Origin of the sequence: Sphingobacterium sp. UBA3549 (assembly GCF_002376635.1) — a bacterium.
GTDB lineage: Bacteria > Bacteroidota > Bacteroidia > Sphingobacteriales > Sphingobacteriaceae > Sphingobacterium.
Genome location: NZ_DFOE01000024.1, coordinates 153,972 through 171,969, shown reverse-complemented (window position 1 = coordinate 171,969; position 17,998 = coordinate 153,972). Strand labels below are relative to the sequence as shown.

The 17,998-nt window shown below is 41.2% G+C and carries 17 protein-coding genes; 1 reads left to right on the top strand and 16 read right to left on the bottom strand.

Annotated features, from left to right (window positions below; genetic code table 11):
* Positions 1–19: 19 nt before the first annotated feature.
* Positions 20–286, bottom strand: coding sequence for a hypothetical protein (locus B2W36_RS12725; RefSeq protein ID WP_293884505.1), 267 nt, complete (start codon positions 284–286; stop codon positions 20–22).
* Between the two features lie 278 nt (positions 287–564).
* Here B2W36_RS12725 and B2W36_RS12720 point away from each other — a divergent pair, with 278 nt between their 5' ends.
* Positions 565–1,290, top strand: a complete 726-nt coding sequence (locus tag B2W36_RS12720; RefSeq protein ID WP_293884504.1) for an acyl-[acyl-carrier-protein] thioesterase — start codon at positions 565–567, stop codon at positions 1,288–1,290.
* A 46-nt stretch (positions 1,291–1,336) separates the two neighbouring features.
* Here B2W36_RS12720 and B2W36_RS12715 read toward each other — a convergent pair whose 3' ends face one another.
* The 15 genes from B2W36_RS12715 to B2W36_RS12645 all read right to left on the bottom strand — a co-directional run bounded on the left by B2W36_RS12715 (position 1,337) and on the right by B2W36_RS12645 (position 17,982).
* Entirely contained in the window at positions 1,337–1,966 is a 630-nt protein-coding gene (locus B2W36_RS12715) for a gluconate 2-dehydrogenase subunit 3 family protein (RefSeq protein ID WP_293888019.1), read from the bottom strand.
* A 19-nt stretch (positions 1,967–1,985) separates the two neighbouring features.
* Positions 1,986–3,419 (bottom strand): Gfo/Idh/MocA family protein, encoded by a 1,434-nt coding sequence (locus B2W36_RS12710; protein ID WP_293888017.1) that lies wholly within the window; start codon positions 3,417–3,419, stop codon positions 1,986–1,988.
* A gap of 19 nt (positions 3,420–3,438) precedes the next feature.
* The gene (locus tag B2W36_RS12705) at positions 3,439–5,124 is read right to left on the bottom strand and encodes a GMC oxidoreductase (RefSeq protein ID WP_293884502.1); all 1,686 of its coding nucleotides are present in this window, start codon (positions 5,122–5,124) and stop codon (positions 3,439–3,441) included.
* A gap of 42 nt (positions 5,125–5,166) precedes the next feature.
* A complete protein-coding gene (locus B2W36_RS12700) occupies positions 5,167–6,405 on the bottom strand; it encodes a nucleoside permease (RefSeq protein ID WP_209581274.1) in 1,239 nt (412 codons plus the stop codon).
* Positions 6,406–6,500: 95 nt separating this feature from the next.
* Entirely contained in the window at positions 6,501–7,424 is a 924-nt protein-coding gene (locus B2W36_RS12695; protein ID WP_209581031.1) for a hydroxypyruvate isomerase family protein, read from the bottom strand.
* A 16-nt stretch (positions 7,425–7,440) separates the two neighbouring features.
* Positions 7,441–8,463 (bottom strand): FAD:protein FMN transferase, encoded by a 1,023-nt coding sequence (locus B2W36_RS12690; protein ID WP_293888014.1) that lies wholly within the window; start codon positions 8,461–8,463, stop codon positions 7,441–7,443.
* 12 nt (positions 8,464–8,475) lie between these two features.
* A complete protein-coding gene (locus tag B2W36_RS12685; RefSeq protein WP_293888012.1) occupies positions 8,476–9,789 on the bottom strand; it encodes a Gfo/Idh/MocA family oxidoreductase in 1,314 nt (437 codons plus the stop codon).
* A 27-nt stretch (positions 9,790–9,816) separates the two neighbouring features.
* Positions 9,817–10,785, bottom strand: coding sequence for a formylglycine-generating enzyme family protein (locus B2W36_RS12680; RefSeq protein ID WP_293884499.1), 969 nt, complete (start codon positions 10,783–10,785; stop codon positions 9,817–9,819).
* Positions 10,786–11,103: 318 nt separating this feature from the next.
* Entirely contained in the window at positions 11,104–11,694 is a 591-nt protein-coding gene (locus B2W36_RS12675; RefSeq protein ID WP_293884498.1) for a hypothetical protein, read from the bottom strand.
* Between the two features lie 5 nt (positions 11,695–11,699).
* Positions 11,700–12,443, bottom strand: coding sequence for a hypothetical protein (locus B2W36_RS12670; RefSeq protein ID WP_293884497.1), 744 nt, complete (start codon positions 12,441–12,443; stop codon positions 11,700–11,702).
* Positions 12,444–12,945: 502 nt separating this feature from the next.
* Positions 12,946–13,209: a 50S ribosomal protein L27 gene (gene rpmA / locus B2W36_RS12665; protein WP_046672918.1), complete on the bottom strand. Its 264-nt coding sequence runs from the start codon at positions 13,207–13,209 to the stop codon at positions 12,946–12,948.
* A gap of 44 nt (positions 13,210–13,253) precedes the next feature.
* On the bottom strand, positions 13,254–13,565 hold the full coding sequence (gene rplU / locus B2W36_RS12660; protein WP_028068281.1) for a 50S ribosomal protein L21: 312 nt from the start codon (positions 13,563–13,565) through the stop codon (positions 13,254–13,256).
* A 160-nt stretch (positions 13,566–13,725) separates the two neighbouring features.
* On the bottom strand, positions 13,726–15,768 hold the full coding sequence (locus B2W36_RS12655) for a M13 family metallopeptidase (protein WP_293888010.1): 2,043 nt from the start codon (positions 15,766–15,768) through the stop codon (positions 13,726–13,728).
* Positions 15,769–15,797: 29 nt separating this feature from the next.
* Positions 15,798–17,306 carry a carbon-nitrogen hydrolase family protein gene (locus B2W36_RS12650; protein ID WP_293884495.1) on the bottom strand — a complete coding sequence of 503 codons (1,509 nt, stop codon included), beginning with the start codon at positions 17,304–17,306 and terminating at the stop codon, positions 15,798–15,800.
* Between the two features lie 334 nt (positions 17,307–17,640).
* A complete protein-coding gene (locus B2W36_RS12645; protein ID WP_293888008.1) occupies positions 17,641–17,982 on the bottom strand; it encodes a DUF3467 domain-containing protein in 342 nt (113 codons plus the stop codon).
* Positions 17,983–17,998: the final 16 nt, after the last annotated feature.

Below are 17,998 nucleotides of genomic sequence, written 5' to 3'. Positions count from 1 at the left end.
GAGCCTCTCGTTTTATTGCTTAATAATCAATTGCTATAATAGACTTTAATGGTATTAAAACGCCACTCTTAATCTGAATATATCTATCGGTTAAAGACCACACAGTGGTTTCGATACGCTTTGGTCCGGAATCTGTCTGAAAGGCAATTTCGGTTTTGGATTTAAACTCATTTCCCAACCGAAGTGCGCCTTTCAATTTATCCATAAAGGTAGCTGTTTTATCTTCAATCGCCGGGATAAATTTAAACTGAGGAATTTCCTCTTTAGCTATTAGTTGTCCAACCATAATACGAGCATTTAATGTGTAAAAATATTCTTTGCGTTCACTATTGATAACGCGCAAAAGCCAATCTTATTTTATTCCTTTCTGCCATTGGCTTATTTAAATCTACCAATTCCACTTATAAAAATCAATACTATAATAGAAAACTATCATTTATTTTACAATAAAAAAACGTTTGCACCTTGGGGCGAGTGCGCGTTATCTGAATATAGTGTCATTTCATAGTGTGAGGATGGCATAAATCATTCATATTATCTATTTTTGCCGAAAATATATGCTATATGGAACGTTCTGTTTTCGAAAGAGAGTGGGAAATTAATTTCACGCAGTGCTACTCCAATGGTCGCATCCGCTTCTCCGATTTGTCTAATATTTTGCAGCTCACCGCTGGAGAGCATGCCAATGTAGCGGGGTTTGGATTTAAAGAAATGGCCAAACATAACCAAACGTGGGTACTAAGCCGTATACGAATTGAGATTGCGAGATTACCCAAATGGATGGATATTGTCAAGGTGAAGACCTGGGTACAAGAATTAGAAGGCGCGCGCTCGACCAGAAATTTTGAAATTACAGTGAATGGGCAGCTCTATGTGACAGCAAGCAGTTACTGGGCTGTCATCAATACGGTGAAAAGAAGTTCCGAAACGCTCGCAATTTCGACTGGAGATTTTGTGACATACCCAGACCGTCCGGCTACTCAGCGGCCGTTTTCTAAACTCGATATTTCCAGCACGGTCAAAAATAGGGATGAATATATCGTAAAACTTTCCGATCTGGATATTGTCAACCACGCCAACAATGTCAAATATCTCGACTGGTGTATGGACAGGTTGCCTATGGAGCTCGTGTTAACTAATCAGATCAAATCGCTGGAGATGAACTATCTTCGTGAACTGCGCTATAATGATACTGTAGAAATCAATGGTGATTCTACCGATCAGGGATATTTCATGACCGTTACTAAACAGCAGCGGATCCATTTTGCCCTGGCAATCGAGACAAAATAAAAAGGAGACCATGGCCTCCTTTTTATCTTTACTATTGCAAGCTTTGTTAAGCAAATGCTTTGTCTCCTTTTTTGTAGGGAAGGTTACCATCAAATTTTCCGGGAATCTTCACATAGCGCAGTGCCTTCGTACAGCCCAGTTCAGAGTTAAAGAAACCAGTCAACGTGAGCTGTTTAAACATGGTGAACCAATGAGGTGGATCATTATCCACATAATTGTACAATTCATTCTGTTTCTCTCTATTTTTCTCCCGAATATCTTTCTGATCTTCAGCCTGTTTTTTGTTAAACTCGTTCGCTTCTTTATCCAAAGCCGCCGCAACCGCCGTTCTATCTTCCGCCGAAAGTTCCAGGAATGGTTTCTCTTTCACTTCTTTCGACTTATCGTCCAAACTGCCCAAACCATCTAAAAACGCTTTTTGCTGCTTCTCTGTATAACAATCACGTACCATGACAGGAATAAAACTTCCTACTCCTGCTTCTTTCGCTCCCGGGGTAGCGGTAGCTGGTAAGATTGCTTCAGCTAGGTCGCCTAATAAATCGGTCGTTTTAGCTTCAAATAATGCTTGTACATCTTTCGTTGCCGAACGTGTACAACCTTCCAAAAATAAATTAGCGCCAATAACGGTACCTCCTAAAATTAAGGCAACTCGTTGTAATGCTTCTCTTCTATTCATACTACTAAATATCTTAATTTTAGAAATTATATTTCATTTCCCAACCTTGTCTGTAATTACGTTTTACATACTGATTGACATGATCAAAGTTTGTAACGCGCATATTATTGTTATCCCACAACAATTTCAGGTTACGTCCAGGATATTTGCCATCGATACGTAAATCAGCTCCTCTAATTGCCAAATTAGCCATCAATAAAGCTTCTGTCAACGGACCGGCGATTTCAAATGGCGAACTCACCTCTTTCTTACCGTATCCAGCCTGACAAGCTTCTACCCATTGTGCATAGTGTCCACTTTCTTGTCCCGGTACACGAGCATACTTTTGGGCAATTTGCTCTTTTCTTGAAATTGGTAATAAACGTGCATTCTGTCCATAAGTATCAGCAAGGATTTTTCCCTTTGTACCCACAAGTAAGATTCCGTTACCACCATCACCAAAAATTTCGTTTGGACCTAATTCATCCGGACGGGCAGGCTGAATACCACCATCCATCCAGTGTAACGTGACAGGGCCATTAGTACGCGGTGTTTTCGGGAATGTTAATGTCGCGTGGCTTGATGGCGGACAGCTTTCAGGGAAATATCCACGTTTGAATTCGTCTACATATACAGAACCTACAGTTGCTTGTACATCTTGTACATATGTCAGCCCTAACGTACTGAAAGGAACTTCCAACAAGTGACAGCCCATATCTCCTAACGCTCCTGTACCATAATCCCACCAGCCCCGCCAGTTGAAAGGCACCAGTTTGTCGACATATTCTTTGTAAGGTGCAGTACCTAACCAAAGATCCCAATCCAATTCTTTCGGAATATCAGCTTTACCTGTAGGCCAAGCAATACCTGAAGGCCATACCGGACGGTCTGTCCAACAATATACAGTATGTACATCACCAATAAGACCAGCTTCGTACCATTCACGCACAAAACGTGGTCCATCATTCGATGCCCCCTGATTTCCCATTTGGGTCACTACTTTATATTTCTTAGCGGCATGCGTCAATGCTCTGGCTTCCCAAACATCGTGTGTCAGCGGTTTTTGAACGTACACGTGCTTACCTAATTGCATAGCGGCAAGCGCCTGAATTGCATGTTGATGATCTGGAGTCGAAACAGAAACAGCTTCAATACGTTTGTGTTCCTTATCCAACATCTCGCGATAGTCTTTATAATATTTTGCTTTAGGGTAACGTTTTAATGCACCGGCTGCACGACGGTCGTCCACATCACACAAGAAAGCCAAATCTGCTTTTCCTGAATCATGAAACGCATTGATGTCACTAAAACCTTTCCCTCCAACACCGATACCTGCTACTTGTAATTTGTCGCTTGGAGCTGTAAAGCCATTTCCGCCCAATACATGGCGAGGGACGATCATAAAAGCCGCAGCAGCTGTTGCTGCGCTCTTTATAAAACCTCTTCTACTCGTCTTATTTGCGTTATTTTCCATTGTTATCAATCTTTAGCTATTAGATGTTACCTTTTTTCAATTCGCTCACTGCAAAGTCAACTGCACGCGCAGTAAGCGCCATGTACGTTAATGAAGGATTGACACAACCTGCAGATGTCATACAAGCACCATCAGTCACAAATACGTTCAAAGCATCCCACACCTGGTTATTACCATTTAAGACCGAAGTCTTTGGATCACGTCCCATACGGGCGGTTCCCATTTCGTGGATACCTTGACCGAAGCCATATACATTATCGTAGGTATAGATATCTTTCACACCAATGTTTTCCAACATTTCTTTCATTTCATTCTGCATGTCACCACGCATCTTTAATTCATTATCCTTGATCTCCGCGTCAAATGATAATACAGGTAATCCCCATTTATCTTTTTTGGTCTTATCAAGTGTAACTTTATTTTCGTGATAAGGCAAGGTTTCTCCGAAAGCGGTAAAACCTACGGTCCAGTCACCTGGTTCGCAGATTGCATCTTTCCATGCACCGCCAACTTCCATTTCTGCAACAGCACCAGACCAACGTCCGCGACCTGCGGCACCCTGGTATCCAAAGCCACGAACATAATCACGCTTTTTGGTATCACCTTCTACGTTTACAAAACGAGGCACATACAAACCTGTTGGTCTGCGGCCGTACACGTAGCTATCCAAATAACCATCAATCTTACCTCCGGCACCACAACGGAAATGGTGATCCATCAGGTTGTGCCCCAATTCACCACTGCTGCTACCCAGACCGCCTTCCCAAACATCCGTAGCAGAATTCATCAATACCCACGTTGAGTTCAATGCAGATGCACAAACAAAGATGACCTTTGCGAAAAATTCATAGGTTTGATTTGTTTCAGCATCGACAATTTCTACACCTTTTGCCTTTTTCGTATTTTTATCGTAGATAATTTTGGTTACGATGGAAAAAGGACGTAATGTCAGGTTATTTGTTTTTTTCGCTGCGGGTAAAGTTGCGGATTGTGTACTGAAATAAGCACCAAAATTACAACCCAACCAGCATTGGTTCTGATATTGACAATTTACACGGTCGTGATGCGGAACGGTAATATTGGCCGTTCTACCCATGATGAAATGACGTTGACCGCCGTATTGTTTTTTCAAACGCTCCGCCAAGTCTTTTTCAACAATATTCATCGCCATTGCAGGCATATAATCTCCATCTGGCAAAGACGGCACACCGTCACGATTACCCGAGATACCGGCAAATTTTTCAGCATAACTATACCAAGGGGCAATTTCATTATAACGAATCGGCCAGTCCACACCGTGACCATCTTTTAAGTTAGCTTCGAAATCCAAATCGCCTAAACGATAAGATTGTCTTCCCCACATAAGCGATCTACCGCCGACATGATACCCACGGTACCAATCAAAACGTTTGACTTCTGTATAAGGGCTTTCCTTTTCATTTACCCAAAAATCCAGGTTTTTCTCGTTCAATGGATAATCTCTACGCAAAACTGGATACTCTTCGATCATTTTTTGCGTACGACCGCCAGCATGAGGCCATTCCCATGGATTTTTATTTGGCGCAGTATAATCTTTGATGTGTTCGATGTTACGACCACGCTCAAGCATAATTGTTTTCAGCCCTTTCTCTGTCAATTCTTTCGCAGCCCATCCACCACTTATCCCCGAACCGATTACAATTGCGTCATAAGTATTTGTTGCCATCTCTCTTCTAATTATTTGTTTTTTAAATAGTTATTTTTCTGTTTAGTGTGCAGCATTTGTACTATCGATCTTTTCGTCCTTGAAAAGGGCTAGAAAGATAAAGAATACCACCGCTGCGATAATTGCTGGTACGACCCAGGTATGATTCCAGAATGCCGCCAGGTCTGTTGCCTTCAAATCTTTGTACTTGTCTCCGACATAGCCCGCAACCCAGAAACCGATCAACTGTCCAACACCGTAAGTTGCCAAAGTAATTAAGCCCTGAGCAGCCGATTTGTATTTAACACCAGCTTTGCTATCTGTATAAATCTGTCCTGAAACAAAGAAAAAGTCATAACAGATACCGTGTAGTGCGATACCGATCAACAACATGAACGATAACTCGCCCGCATTGCCATAAGCAAATAAAAGGTAGCGAATTACCCAAGCCAGCATCCCTACCAGGATTGTTTTCTTAAAGCCAAATCTTGTAAAGAAGATTGGTAAAGCCAATAAGAACAATACTTCCGATGCTTGACCAATAGTCATTTTACCAGTTGCATTTTCTAACCCGATCTCAGAAAGAAAAGGGTTAGCATTGGAGTAATAAAATGCCAATGGAATACAGATCAATACCGAAGAAACGAAAAAGATCAAAAAGTTCTTGTCTTTCAACAATTTAATCGCATCCAGGCCAATGATTGACGCAAACGAAGGTTTTTCGCCCTCATCCAATTTAACTGGCGGAGTCTTAGGCAGAGCAAACGAGAATACACCAAGAACTAAAGAAGCAACACCAGATAATAAAAAGGTGTTTTTCAATGCCCCTTCAGAAGCTTTTGCATCCCAAAAATAACTGATAACTAAACCTGCAACGATCCAGCCAATTGTGCCCCAGATGCGTATACCTGAAAATTGTTTTTCTGGATTGGTCAGTTGCCTAAACGAAACTGAACTTGTCAATGCTAATGTTGGCATATAAAGAATCATATAAGCCAATACATACGGATAAAATGTTGACATATCTGCAGCACCATACATCTGATACATCAATACGGCACCAACCAAGTGCAAAACACCCAAAATACGCTCCGCATTAAAATAGCGGTCGGCAATCATTCCGACAATAAAAGGAGCGATAATCGCACCCAATGATTGCGTTGAAAATACATTAGCTTTTTCAAATTCTGTAGCGTTCAAATTCTTGCTCAAGAAAGTACCTAATGTGACAAACCATCCCCCCCAAATAAAAAATTCGAGGAACATCATAAAAGATAGTTTAAATTTAATTGTTGATGAAATCATAAAAAAAATGGTGTTTTACAATACTACTAATTGGTTTTACCAGCTCAATTTAAGAAATTAAATCTAATTGTCAATAGTACACTATTAAAATATTACAAAAAGCTATCCACCTCGCGATACGCTGCCACCAAGCGATCCTCGCCTTCTTTACCCGGTTTGGAGATACCATGTTCCATCCCCATAATTCCCTTATATCCCTTACCGTGAATATGTTTGAATACGTTCTTGTAATTAATTTCACCTGTAGTTGGCTCTTTTCTTCCAGGGTTATCGCCGATCTGAATGTAGGCAATTTCGTCCCAACAACGATTCATGTTGGCAATTAAATCCCCTTCGGTACGCTGCATATGATAGATATCATATAAAATTTTACAGGATGGGCTGTTCACGGCCTTACATAAGGCGTACGTCTCATGTGTTTGCTGCAAAAACAAATCTGGTGTATCACTTAATGTTTCCAATACCATCACCAAACCATGCGGCTCAAAGATCTCGGCGCCTTTTCGCATCGCTGTTAGGATATTGCTAAACTGATTGCCCCAGGGAAGTCTACGTTCATAAAATCCTGGCACTACCGTTAGCCATTTTGCATTGCAACGCTTGGCAGCTTCCACAGATTTCTTGCATGTTTCGACGAACTTGTCCAAATACTCTTGTTTGCCGGTCGCCAATGATGGCATCCAGTTTTGTCCGCCGTCCACCACAAATACCCCCATGGTCATGCCTAACTTAGCCAAAAGATCACCGATCTTTTTCTGCTCATCCAAAGTTCTCCCTAAAAAGCCATTATCTTCTATACCACGAAAGCCCAAATCATACATATAACGAATTTCATCCAGAAAATTATCACCTGCATAATTTTTGAACATCCCTTGGTGGGGTGCGTAATTTAGGTTGAATGTCTTACCTTTATCCATCATATTAGCTGTATGTTGATTTGTTGACGCAAAAGTCTGACCAGCTAGTCCGGCTCCAGCGGCCAAAAGACTACCTTTAATAAAATCCGATCTCTTCATTTTATTTTATAATTGATTAATTTTTAAATAATTTACCAAATCCCTCCGAATAAATCGCTTGAATGGATTGATTTTTATTTTTAAAAATGACAAATACTGCCACACCTTTCATTTTTTTGGCTTCTGTCATCACTTTATCGGGTTCCATGCCCATAAAATAATTATCCAGTGCATCTGCTTCCATAGCAGTTTTTGCATAGACGCTGACACTTAGGATATCGCTCTGATATGGAAAACCTGAAACGGGATCGATATGGTGTCCCAATTTTTTCCCTTTATATTGGATATACTTTTCGAAACTACCAGCTGTGGTCAGCGCTCCTTTTTTTAGCTGCGCCACAGCAGTAATCAATTCTTCACCACCATCATCATCTGGCTGGACAATGCCAATGGAAAACCCCTGCCCCCCAGGCGGCGTACCCGAAGTCCTGATTTCACCACCGACCTCAACGATATAATTCACAATTCCCTTTCGCTCAAGATAGTCCGCCAAAACATCTACCGTATAGCCCTGTGCAATACCATTGACATCAATTTTAATTCCTTCTTTCTTTTTTATCAGATGGCTGCCACGGACCTTTAGATACTGCATGCCAACAAATTCCTTCACTTTCAATACCGTCGCCGAATCTGGAGCTGCCGGACTCTTATAGGCACCAAAACCCCAAAGGTTGACCAAAGGGGCAATCGTAATATCAAATTGACCATGTGATAATTTATTATACTTAAAGGAAGCTTTTATCACCTTGGCCATGTGGTTATCCATGACAATAGACCTCACCGAATCGGTATTGAACTGGGATATTTTCGAGTCCTTGCGATATATTGACATCGACAAATCGATCGCCGTCAATATACTATCAACTTCCGACCGTCTCAAAAGACTGTCGGAAGCAAAATAAGTGATATGGTATTGTGTCCCCTGTGCGGGACCTTCCAGCCTAATTTTGTGTAATTCAGGCAATGGGGTTTGCGCCTGTACATGCATGCGACAAACGATACTAAAAAATAGGACACACACATACCACTTTAATCTCATCAGCCCAAAAGCTTAAATATAGAGGTTTGTATTTTGGCCAGGCACTGCTACCGGATAAAACCCTTCTGCATCTGGCAGCAATTTTGGTTTTGCATCCCATGCGAGTACATCCGGGCCCAATTTAATGGTCGATTTCAATGCTTCGTCCCACTTGATTACTTTACCTGTATAACAAGCAATACGTCCGATAATACCTGTCAATGTACTGTAAGCACCGTATTCAGCATTATCAAATTTATATTCGCCTTTAGAAATGGCCGCAAAAAGTTCTTTATGTTCTTGTTGGTAGGGGTTTGGATTCCCTTTAGCATCATGCCGATAGATTTCTTTTCCTTTCCAGTCGTACAATACAGCCTGTCCACCTGCAGAGAGATAAGCCCGTCCTTTGGTTGCCTGGAATTGTTCGTCAACCCGGTTATGAATTCCTTCAAAGTGTCTACACTGGCTGTAGACAACACTGTTATCCGCATAGGTCAACTCTAATGCAAAATTGTCGTATATTTCGCCATACTCTTTACCGGTACGATGGGCCCTACTTCCTGTGCCTTGAATCGATACCGGATAAGCTCCTTTTACCCAGTTGGCAATATCAATATTGTGCACATGCTGTTCAACAATATGGTCACCGCACAACCAGTTGAAATAATACCAGTTACGCATTTGATATTCCATTTCTGTCTGTTCCGGTTTGCGTGGACGCACCCATACACCACCCGAGTTCCAATACACTTGTCCCGATGTAACATCACCGATGGCACCTTCTTGGATACGTTTGATAGCCTCCCGGTAATTTGTTTGATAACGGCGTTGCAACCCCACAACAACATTCAGTTTTTTGCGCTTCGCTTCTGCCGCTGCCCGCAACACCTGTTGCACTCCCGGGATGTCAACGGCGACGGGTTTTTCCATGAAAACATGCTTACCCTGGCGGATTGCCTCTTCGAAATGTGCCGGTCTAAATCCTGGCGGCGTGGCTAAGATAACAACATCTGCCAATTGAATCGCATCTTTATAAGCGTCGAATCCGACAAATTTATGGTTGTCGCTCACATCGATCTTATCTTGCCATTTTTCTTTGAGAGTATTATATGTACTATCTAAATTATCTTTAAAGGCATCGGCCAAAGCCACAACCTTAATGTTCATTCCCGAGCTCAGTGCATCGAAAGTAGCTCCTGTTCCCCGGCCCCCACAGCCGACTAAGGCAACTTTAATGACATCTGAACCTGCAGCATATGCGCCCGATAGCGGTAACGAGCTCAAGATTGCGCCACCGGCTACTACAGCAGAAGTTTTAATAAAATCTCTTCTTTCTAGATTCTCCATAACAGTTTTATATTGATTATTTTATTTTTAAAAATCTTTAATTGGTTTTTTATCGTAATACGCCATAATCTCTTCATGGCTAGGCGGAGTAGCTGGTCTTACCAATCTTAGTCCGACGAAAGGTGCTTCTGGAAACCACCAGTTACTTTTTGGTACTTGCGGGTCCAGTTGCTTCCATACTGGATCTGATGCTCCCCGAGCCGCCGAACGAAGGTCATCAGCCGCGCTATCGAATGCACCACCACGGACAACGTGTGGATAGAGGGTAGTTGGTACCACTACCGGGTTGGTCAACACCTTTCCCGTACCTTCGCTGTAGCTATCGGCTTTATATTGGTCGTAAGTCCACTCGGCTACATTGCCATAAATATCATAAAGACCCCAGGGGTTCGGCTTCTTTTGTCCGACAACATGCGTTTTCTCTTCCGCATTTTCTTTAAACCAAGCGTAATCTGCTAGTTGTGTTGCTTGATCACCGAAAAAATACGCTGTCTTGGAACCTGCTCTGGCAGCATACTCCCACTCCGCCTCTGTGGGCAAACGATAAAACACCCCGGTGCGCACATATAGCCATTTACAGAATTGGATAGCATTGTAATGGGTCATTGCCAAGGCTGGATGTCCTTCTTTCCCAAAACCAAAAGTCATATCCAAATACGGTTTGGTCGGTCGGGTAACAGCATCGATTTCTTTGGTTACTTGTCCGTCCTTGCTCTTTGCAATCTCATAGTCTTTATAGAGAAATGGCTCAAACAGATCCCATGTTACTTCATACTGACCCATCCAAAACGGATCCAACTTAACCTCATGCGCAGGTTTTTCATCCTCCTTACCTCCACTCGTGCTTCCCATTGTAAAATTACCGCCAGGGATGGCGAGCATTTTGAATGTCAAATTAGTTCCTTCAATAGACTGCTCGTATGGCTCGAAGGCCTTTTGTGCCATAGCATGTACGCCAGTAAATAATAAAACAGGAATAAAGATTTTTTTAAACATATTTAGGTTTGTAATTAAGGACTAAAATATAAAATAAGGTGTATACTTTACACTTTGACACTATAACTTTTTTATTACAGTTTAATTCTTCACATAATAGTCCATTTATAATAACGGTTTAGCAAAATCACATACCACCGTCCAAAAATCGCAACAATTGAAAAATCAGCTCCTAAAATCTTCCCCATGTCAACAAGGCCCACAGTTTTGAAAGCAGTTGGTAAACTGCCTCTGACCAATCCTTTGCCCGCCGAATAAACAAAAAAGGTTTTCCACTTCCATGAAAAACCTTATTATCTAGCCGCTTACGCTTATACGCTAAAGCAGGATCTTGCGGCTTACCGCTTTATCTATGGTAATATAACCTGGATAGAAAACAGATTGACCGGCGATATTGATTGAAGGTTTCACTTTTAACGTGAATATTCCTTTTTTATTTTCATCGCTTGACATTAAAAAATCCTGTAGATCCGAATTTTTCAACAAATCGTAGATGTTGGTTGCTATACGTACATTAGCGACCGTAGATTCTCCGGGTTCTATTTGTAAGGACTGATTGACAATACCTTCAACAAGCTGCTGCCCACCGTAAAGAATGATATATTGAAATTTATTAATGGACGCTTTCTTAAGCGTTGGATTATCTATTTTAAGCCGGATTACGGCGTCTAAGGGGATATCCTTCCGCAAATACGCCAATGCTAAGCTTGGCGCGGCTCCTAAGTCAATCTGATTATTTCTGATCAGTCGTTGCAGGGATGTGCCTGCCAACCGGATACTATCCACTGATTCTACATCGAACTTACATTTCGCTAAGTTCTCGATCTGCGCTTTTTGTCGATTTACTCCACAGCCGGAAATAAAAAAACCCAGCACTACAAAAAACGCCAATAATATTTTCTTGTTCATAGCCGCTATTTTCCTCCAAATTTATATAAAACTCCCAACGTAAACAATGGATATCCTGCTTTTAAATAGGTATTACTTTTGAGACCGAAAACCATACCATTTGTATACTGCAGCTTCCACCCTTTTCCAAGCCCCATCCGGGTATAAAATACAGGTTCTACCAGCATATTTTCCTCTTTTTCTGCCGGAAGGCCATCGATCGCAAAATTTTTCATGCGCATATTGCTCAGACGGATGATGGTACCATAATCGATGTCATGCCGGTTACCAAATAGTTTCAGGGCATCCTTTTTTTCCGATGAAAAGTTGACCTGTACAAACACTTTGTCAAAATCCATGTCCTTCGTTTCCACAATTGCTTGTCCCATTGTCGATGAACGCTTATCGATTACACTCGTATTTCCCACCCCATAACCGCCATAAACCTCAAATACGCGATTATTTTTACGACCAAACCGTGTATAATAGCCTATTCCTGCCTCTCCCATTTTTTGCGCATAGTCTTTGATATTGGATCTACTATCTACATAGGAACCATTGGCAATCACCGCCACGTGATCAGTGACAGCTACACCGAGGTTGGCCGATACATTGGCTTTGGTATTAATATTACCCGACACATACACTTCCCCCGCTTCTGTAAACATTGGCGCGGATGGCACATTGGGCATATAAATGGAACTACAGGAATAGAATGAACAGGCAAATAATCCAGCGCACATAGCATATCCCAACTTATTGTATTTCATATGTAAGTATTTATTCGTTCTTTTTTGCATGATATGGACACATGAATCCATCACATTTCGCTCTTTTATAGGCATAAAATATCTAAATCATCTCGTCTACACGCGCACATCGTGTACAGATATACAAACCAAGCGGGCGTCGCTGCTGCTGCCTGGAAAGTCCTATTCCGTCTCTGTCGATATTTCATCAATTGGTGTTTATTTTAGAAACACTAATATTTTATAAAAATTGTACCAAAGCAGTTACATTTAACAGAAAATAACAATTTAAATCTGTTTAAAACCTTAAACAGTTCATTATCAAGCTTAACAAATTGAGTACAGTGGGATGAGACTTTTAAACAGTAGTGTGCTGCAACTAAACTTTTTAAGATGGTGTTAGTGCGCTATTGCAACAGCTTCCGAGGTGGCCAGGTGTGGCCGCTGGCATAAGGGAAAAGCAGATAAGTAGTAAAAAAAAGGCATCAATTTCTTGATGCCTCTTAAATATTGTTGCAAAACCTTATGCTTGTTCTGTAGGAACTACAGATACATAAGATTTATTGTTAGCTTTTTTACGGAAAACTACTTTACCGTCTACTAAAGCGAACAATGTGTGGTCTTTACCAATACCAACATTTGTGTCAGGATTGTGTTGTGTACCGCGTTGGCGTACGATGATGTTACCAGCGATTGCTTGTTGACCACCGAAGATTTTGATACCTAAACGCTTGCTATGTGACTCACGGCCGTTCTTCGAACTACCCGCACCTTTTTTGTGTGCCATTTCTTTATCTTAATTTAAGACTGTTTGTCTGATTAAAAATTCAATTATAACGTAATACCAGTGATCTGGATTTTAGAAAATTGTTGACGGTGACCGTTTTTCTTTTTGTAGCCTTTACGACGTTTTTTCTTGAAAACGATAACTTTATCGCCTTTTAAATGAGACAAAATTTTAGCCGAAACTTTTGCACCAGCAACGCTAGGTGTACCAATGGTAAATTTACCACCGTCTTCTGCTAACAATACATTGTCAAATTCAATACTAGCGCCTTCATCTCCTTGTAAACGGTGTACAAAAAGGAACTGGTCTTTTGCAACTTTAAATTGCTGTCCTGCTATATTTACTATTGCGTACATTGTTAATTAATTAAATGTGTTATTAAATGAAGGGCAAAAGTAATCAGTTTTTATCATAATTCAAAGACAAATTTACATTTTCATTTCTAGTTAAACGTTATTTTGTGAATAGTATTGCCCTAAACATCATCAAGACAATACCATTCGTGCCCAAAAGTTATTACCAAACCAAAACTCTCTTCTCGGGTGCCACATACATTTTTGCCGTGGGCTGTATATTAAATGCCTTATAGAAAGCCTCCATATTATACACTGGGCCATTCACACGAAATTGTTCGGGGCTATGCGGATCGACTTTTAAACGCAAACGCATTCTTTCATCGCTACTCTTTACGCGCCATACCTGCGCGAAACTCAGGAAGAAACGTTGATCCGGTGTAAAACCATCGATTTTTTCTTGCCCCTGCCCTTGCTTGGTCAATTTAAAGGCATCATAGGCAATATTGAGGCCTCCGATATCAGCGAGATTTTCGCCCAAAGTGAGTTCACCATTTACATGCTGGTTGTCCAACAGGGTAAAACTACTATATAACTTCGCTACCTGATTGGCCCTCTCTGTAAACTGTTTTGCATCGACCGCAGTCCACCAATCGCTCAAATTACCATCTTTATCATATTGACGCCCCTGATCATCAAAGCCGTGGGTCATCTCGTGGCCGATAACGGCGCCAATAGCGCCATAGTTTACTGCGTCGTCTGCGTTCACATCAAAAAATGGAAATTGCAATATCCCGGCCGGAAATACAATTTCGTTGTAAGGCGGATTATAATATGCATTTACGGTAGGTGTTGTCATCAGCCATTCCGACTTGTCAACCGGTTTACCGATTTTTTCTACCATTTCTTTATAAGCATGCTTGGCTGCAGACTGTAAATTGGCATAGTAGGCATCTTTGGACACTTCCACGTCCTTATAATCTTTCCATTTTTCAGGGTAACCGATTTTCTTGGTGAAGGCCTCCAATTTTTCGATCGCTTTCTTCTTGGTCTCCGGTGTCATCCAGTCTAATTTCTCGATGCGGCTTTTATACACCTTTTGTAGGTTGTCGACCAATTCAAGCATTCGTTTCTTTGCTTCAGGTTTGAAATATTCATCCACATATAACTTTCCGACAATCTCCCCCAAGTTTTGATCTGCGGAGCTCATCATTAATTTCCAACGTTCTTTCTCCTGCTGCTGACCATTCAATATTTTTCCAAACAACTCAAATTTAGCTTCTCGAAATTCCTTGCTCAAAGCGTTAGCCGACGCATTTGCTAAATCTGCTTTGAGCTTTGTCTTCCAGATCTCTAGAGATTGTGATTTCAACAGCTTATTTAAAGCAAGATAGAACTTAGGTTGCTGCACGAGCATGGTATCGGTTTTGATATCCAAACGACTTAGGATATCCTTCCAATTAAGATTTGGCGTCTGTTTTTGGAAATCCTGCACCGCGAATTTATGATAATTTTTAACGGGATCACGCAATTCTACCGGAGTCGCATGAGATTTGGCGATAGCGGTTTCCAGTTGAAGTACTTCCTCTGCCAATCTTTGTGCGTTGGCTCCCTCTCCGATCAATCCAAACAATTTAACCAGATAGGCCACATAAGCCTTTCTGATTTTCTTTGCTTTATCATCCTGATCGAGGTAATAACTTGCTTCAGGTAGATTAAGTCCGCCCTGAAAAAATTGCAATGCATTTTTCGTACTGATCCGATCATCCGCAGCGACATAAAATGTAAAAAGGTCTCCATCACCCTCCTTAAATCCATCTGCAGCATAAGCGATCAGTTCCTCGATGCTTTTCAACGCATTGATTTTCTGGATTGCTCCTTCGATCGGCTTTGCTCCCAATTTGTCGATGGTCACGGTATCCATGCCACTGGCATAGAAATCGCCTGCCTTTTGCTGATCGGATCCCTTCTTGTCAGCTGATTTTGCAGCGTTTTCCAAAACAGATCTGAGCTTCTCCAAATTTTCATTCTCAAGAATGTAAAATGACCCCCATCCTGTTTCTGATGCCGGGATCTGGGTATTTTTCATCCAGGCTCCGTTCGCATACTCAAAAAAATTATCCCCTGGATGCACCGTGGTATCCATTCCCGAAACGTCAAAAAAACTGGTCCGGACCTCTTGAGCCGTATCGCTTTTCTTATTTGACTGACATGACATCATCATGAAAACGATCGACAGCGTTCCCCACTTGACTTTTTGTATCATATTTTATTAAATTAAAAGCATATATAAAATTACTTTAAAAGTTTTACTTCATATAGATCCTTACGCCGATCCTTCTTGATTTTAACGGTACCATATTCATGTAGATCCCGAAGCGCATACAGATCAACGTCGGCGATCAGTACCATTTCGGCATTTGGGGTTGCCTCCGCTTTAATGGCATTATTTGGAAAGGCAAAGTCTGAAGGCGTAAAGACAGCAGACTGCGAATATTGAATATCCATATTGTTCACACGCGGCAAATTGCCCACAGAACCAGCGATAGCTACGTAACATTCATTTTCTATCGCTCTGGCCTGCGCACAGGTACGCACACGAATATAACCATTTTGTGTATCGGTCATAAAGGGAACAAAGAGAATCTGCATGCCCTGGTCTGCCAAGATTCGGCTCAACTCAGGGAATTCGACATCGTAGCAGATTAATAGCCCTACCTTACCACAGTCGGTATCAAAAACCTTCACTTCACTCCCCCCGACCATACCATAGTATTTAAATTCGTTCGGTGTAATATGAATTTTCTTAAACTGATCTAGTTTACCATTGCGATGGCAGAGGTAAGAAACATTGTAGAGCTTTTTATTTTCTACCAAAGGCATAGAGCCTGCAATAATGTTAACGTTATAGGATACGGCAAATTGCTGTATGCGATCAATAATCTCCGCAGTGTGCTGCGCAAGCCTTTCCATTGCCAAACGTTCCGGAAGATCGTTGTACGGGCTCATGAGCGGCGTATTAAAAAACTCGGGAAACATAATAAAATCGGTTCCATAATCACTTACTGTATCCACAAAGAATTCAATCTGATCGTAAAATGCATCAAGATTATCAAATAAACGCATCTGCCATTGCACCAACCCCAGACGGATGGTTTGCTTTGTCGTCGAAATCGATCGCGTCTCGGCCTCATAATAGATATTGTTCCACTCGAGGAGCGTAGCAAACTCCATCGATTCTGCATCTTCAGGCAGATAATGTTTGAGGATTTTCTTGACGTGAAAATCATTTGAAAGCTGAAACGTTAAAGTGGGGTCAAAAATTTCTTTGCGCTTGACCTTTTCAATATACACCCGCGGACTCATTTTTTCTGCATAATTATGGTAATTGGGTATCCGACCGCCAGCAATGATACCTTTGAGGTTCATCTGTTCGCACAGCTCCTTACGTGCATCATAAAGCCGGCGTCCAAGTCGAAGAGCCCGATGACTGGGATGCACAAACACTTCTATTCCATAGAGGGTATCCCCATCATCACTATGCTTGGTAAACTTGCCATTATCAATAATCTCATAATAGCTATCGTAGATATTATTCTTTTTTGAATTCAGAATAATGGACAGGGCACAAGCGACAACATGCCCATCAATCTCCACACATAATTGTCCTTCTGGAAATAAATCGATCAGGTCTTGAATATTTTCTTTCGACCAGGTTTCACCTACACCATCATATGCCTGTTCCATCGATTTTTTCAAATCAACATAATCCTTCTTTGTCAAGTTCCGCACTTGAATATCCATATAATTCTCCTTTTTGAAATTAGTTATCTAAATTTAGTAAAAGTAAAGGCCTGGTACAAGGGCTATCCATAGGTAATATACCGGGTATGTAGCATGCACTAAAAGGGCCAGCATCCATAGATAACAACTTTTGAGTACATAAGTTCGTTTATATGGAGAAAATCCGAAAAGATTAGGTACGATAGGGTTTCAGAAAATGCGATAAAACGTTGCTGTATTACATTCTTAAGCCCTTTCTTAAAGGCGAAACAGCAGTAATTGTTAAATTAAGGACAAAAAAAAGCGTCAATGGGATCATTGACGCTTTTTATATCTCAGGGATAGTTTTTATCAACTATGCTTGACCTTGTGGAGTTCCGAAAGGAAATGCTACAGTAGGGTCACCACCTTGTTGAGGTTGTTCAGCAGCGCCTACATCCATTTTAATCGGACCGTTCAACGCCTCGAAACGATTTACGTTATCAACCAATGCACCTAACAAGCGTTTAGCATGCTCCGGAGTCAAAACGATTCTTGATTTCACTTTTGCTTTTGGCACTCCTGGCATCACACGGATAAAGTCAACCACAAATTCAGTATTAGAGTGAGTGATAATCGCAAGATTTGAGTAGATTCCTTCTGCTACTTCTTCTGTCAACTCGATGCTCAATTCGTTTTGATTTTGGTTATTTTCCATAATAATTCTAATGATA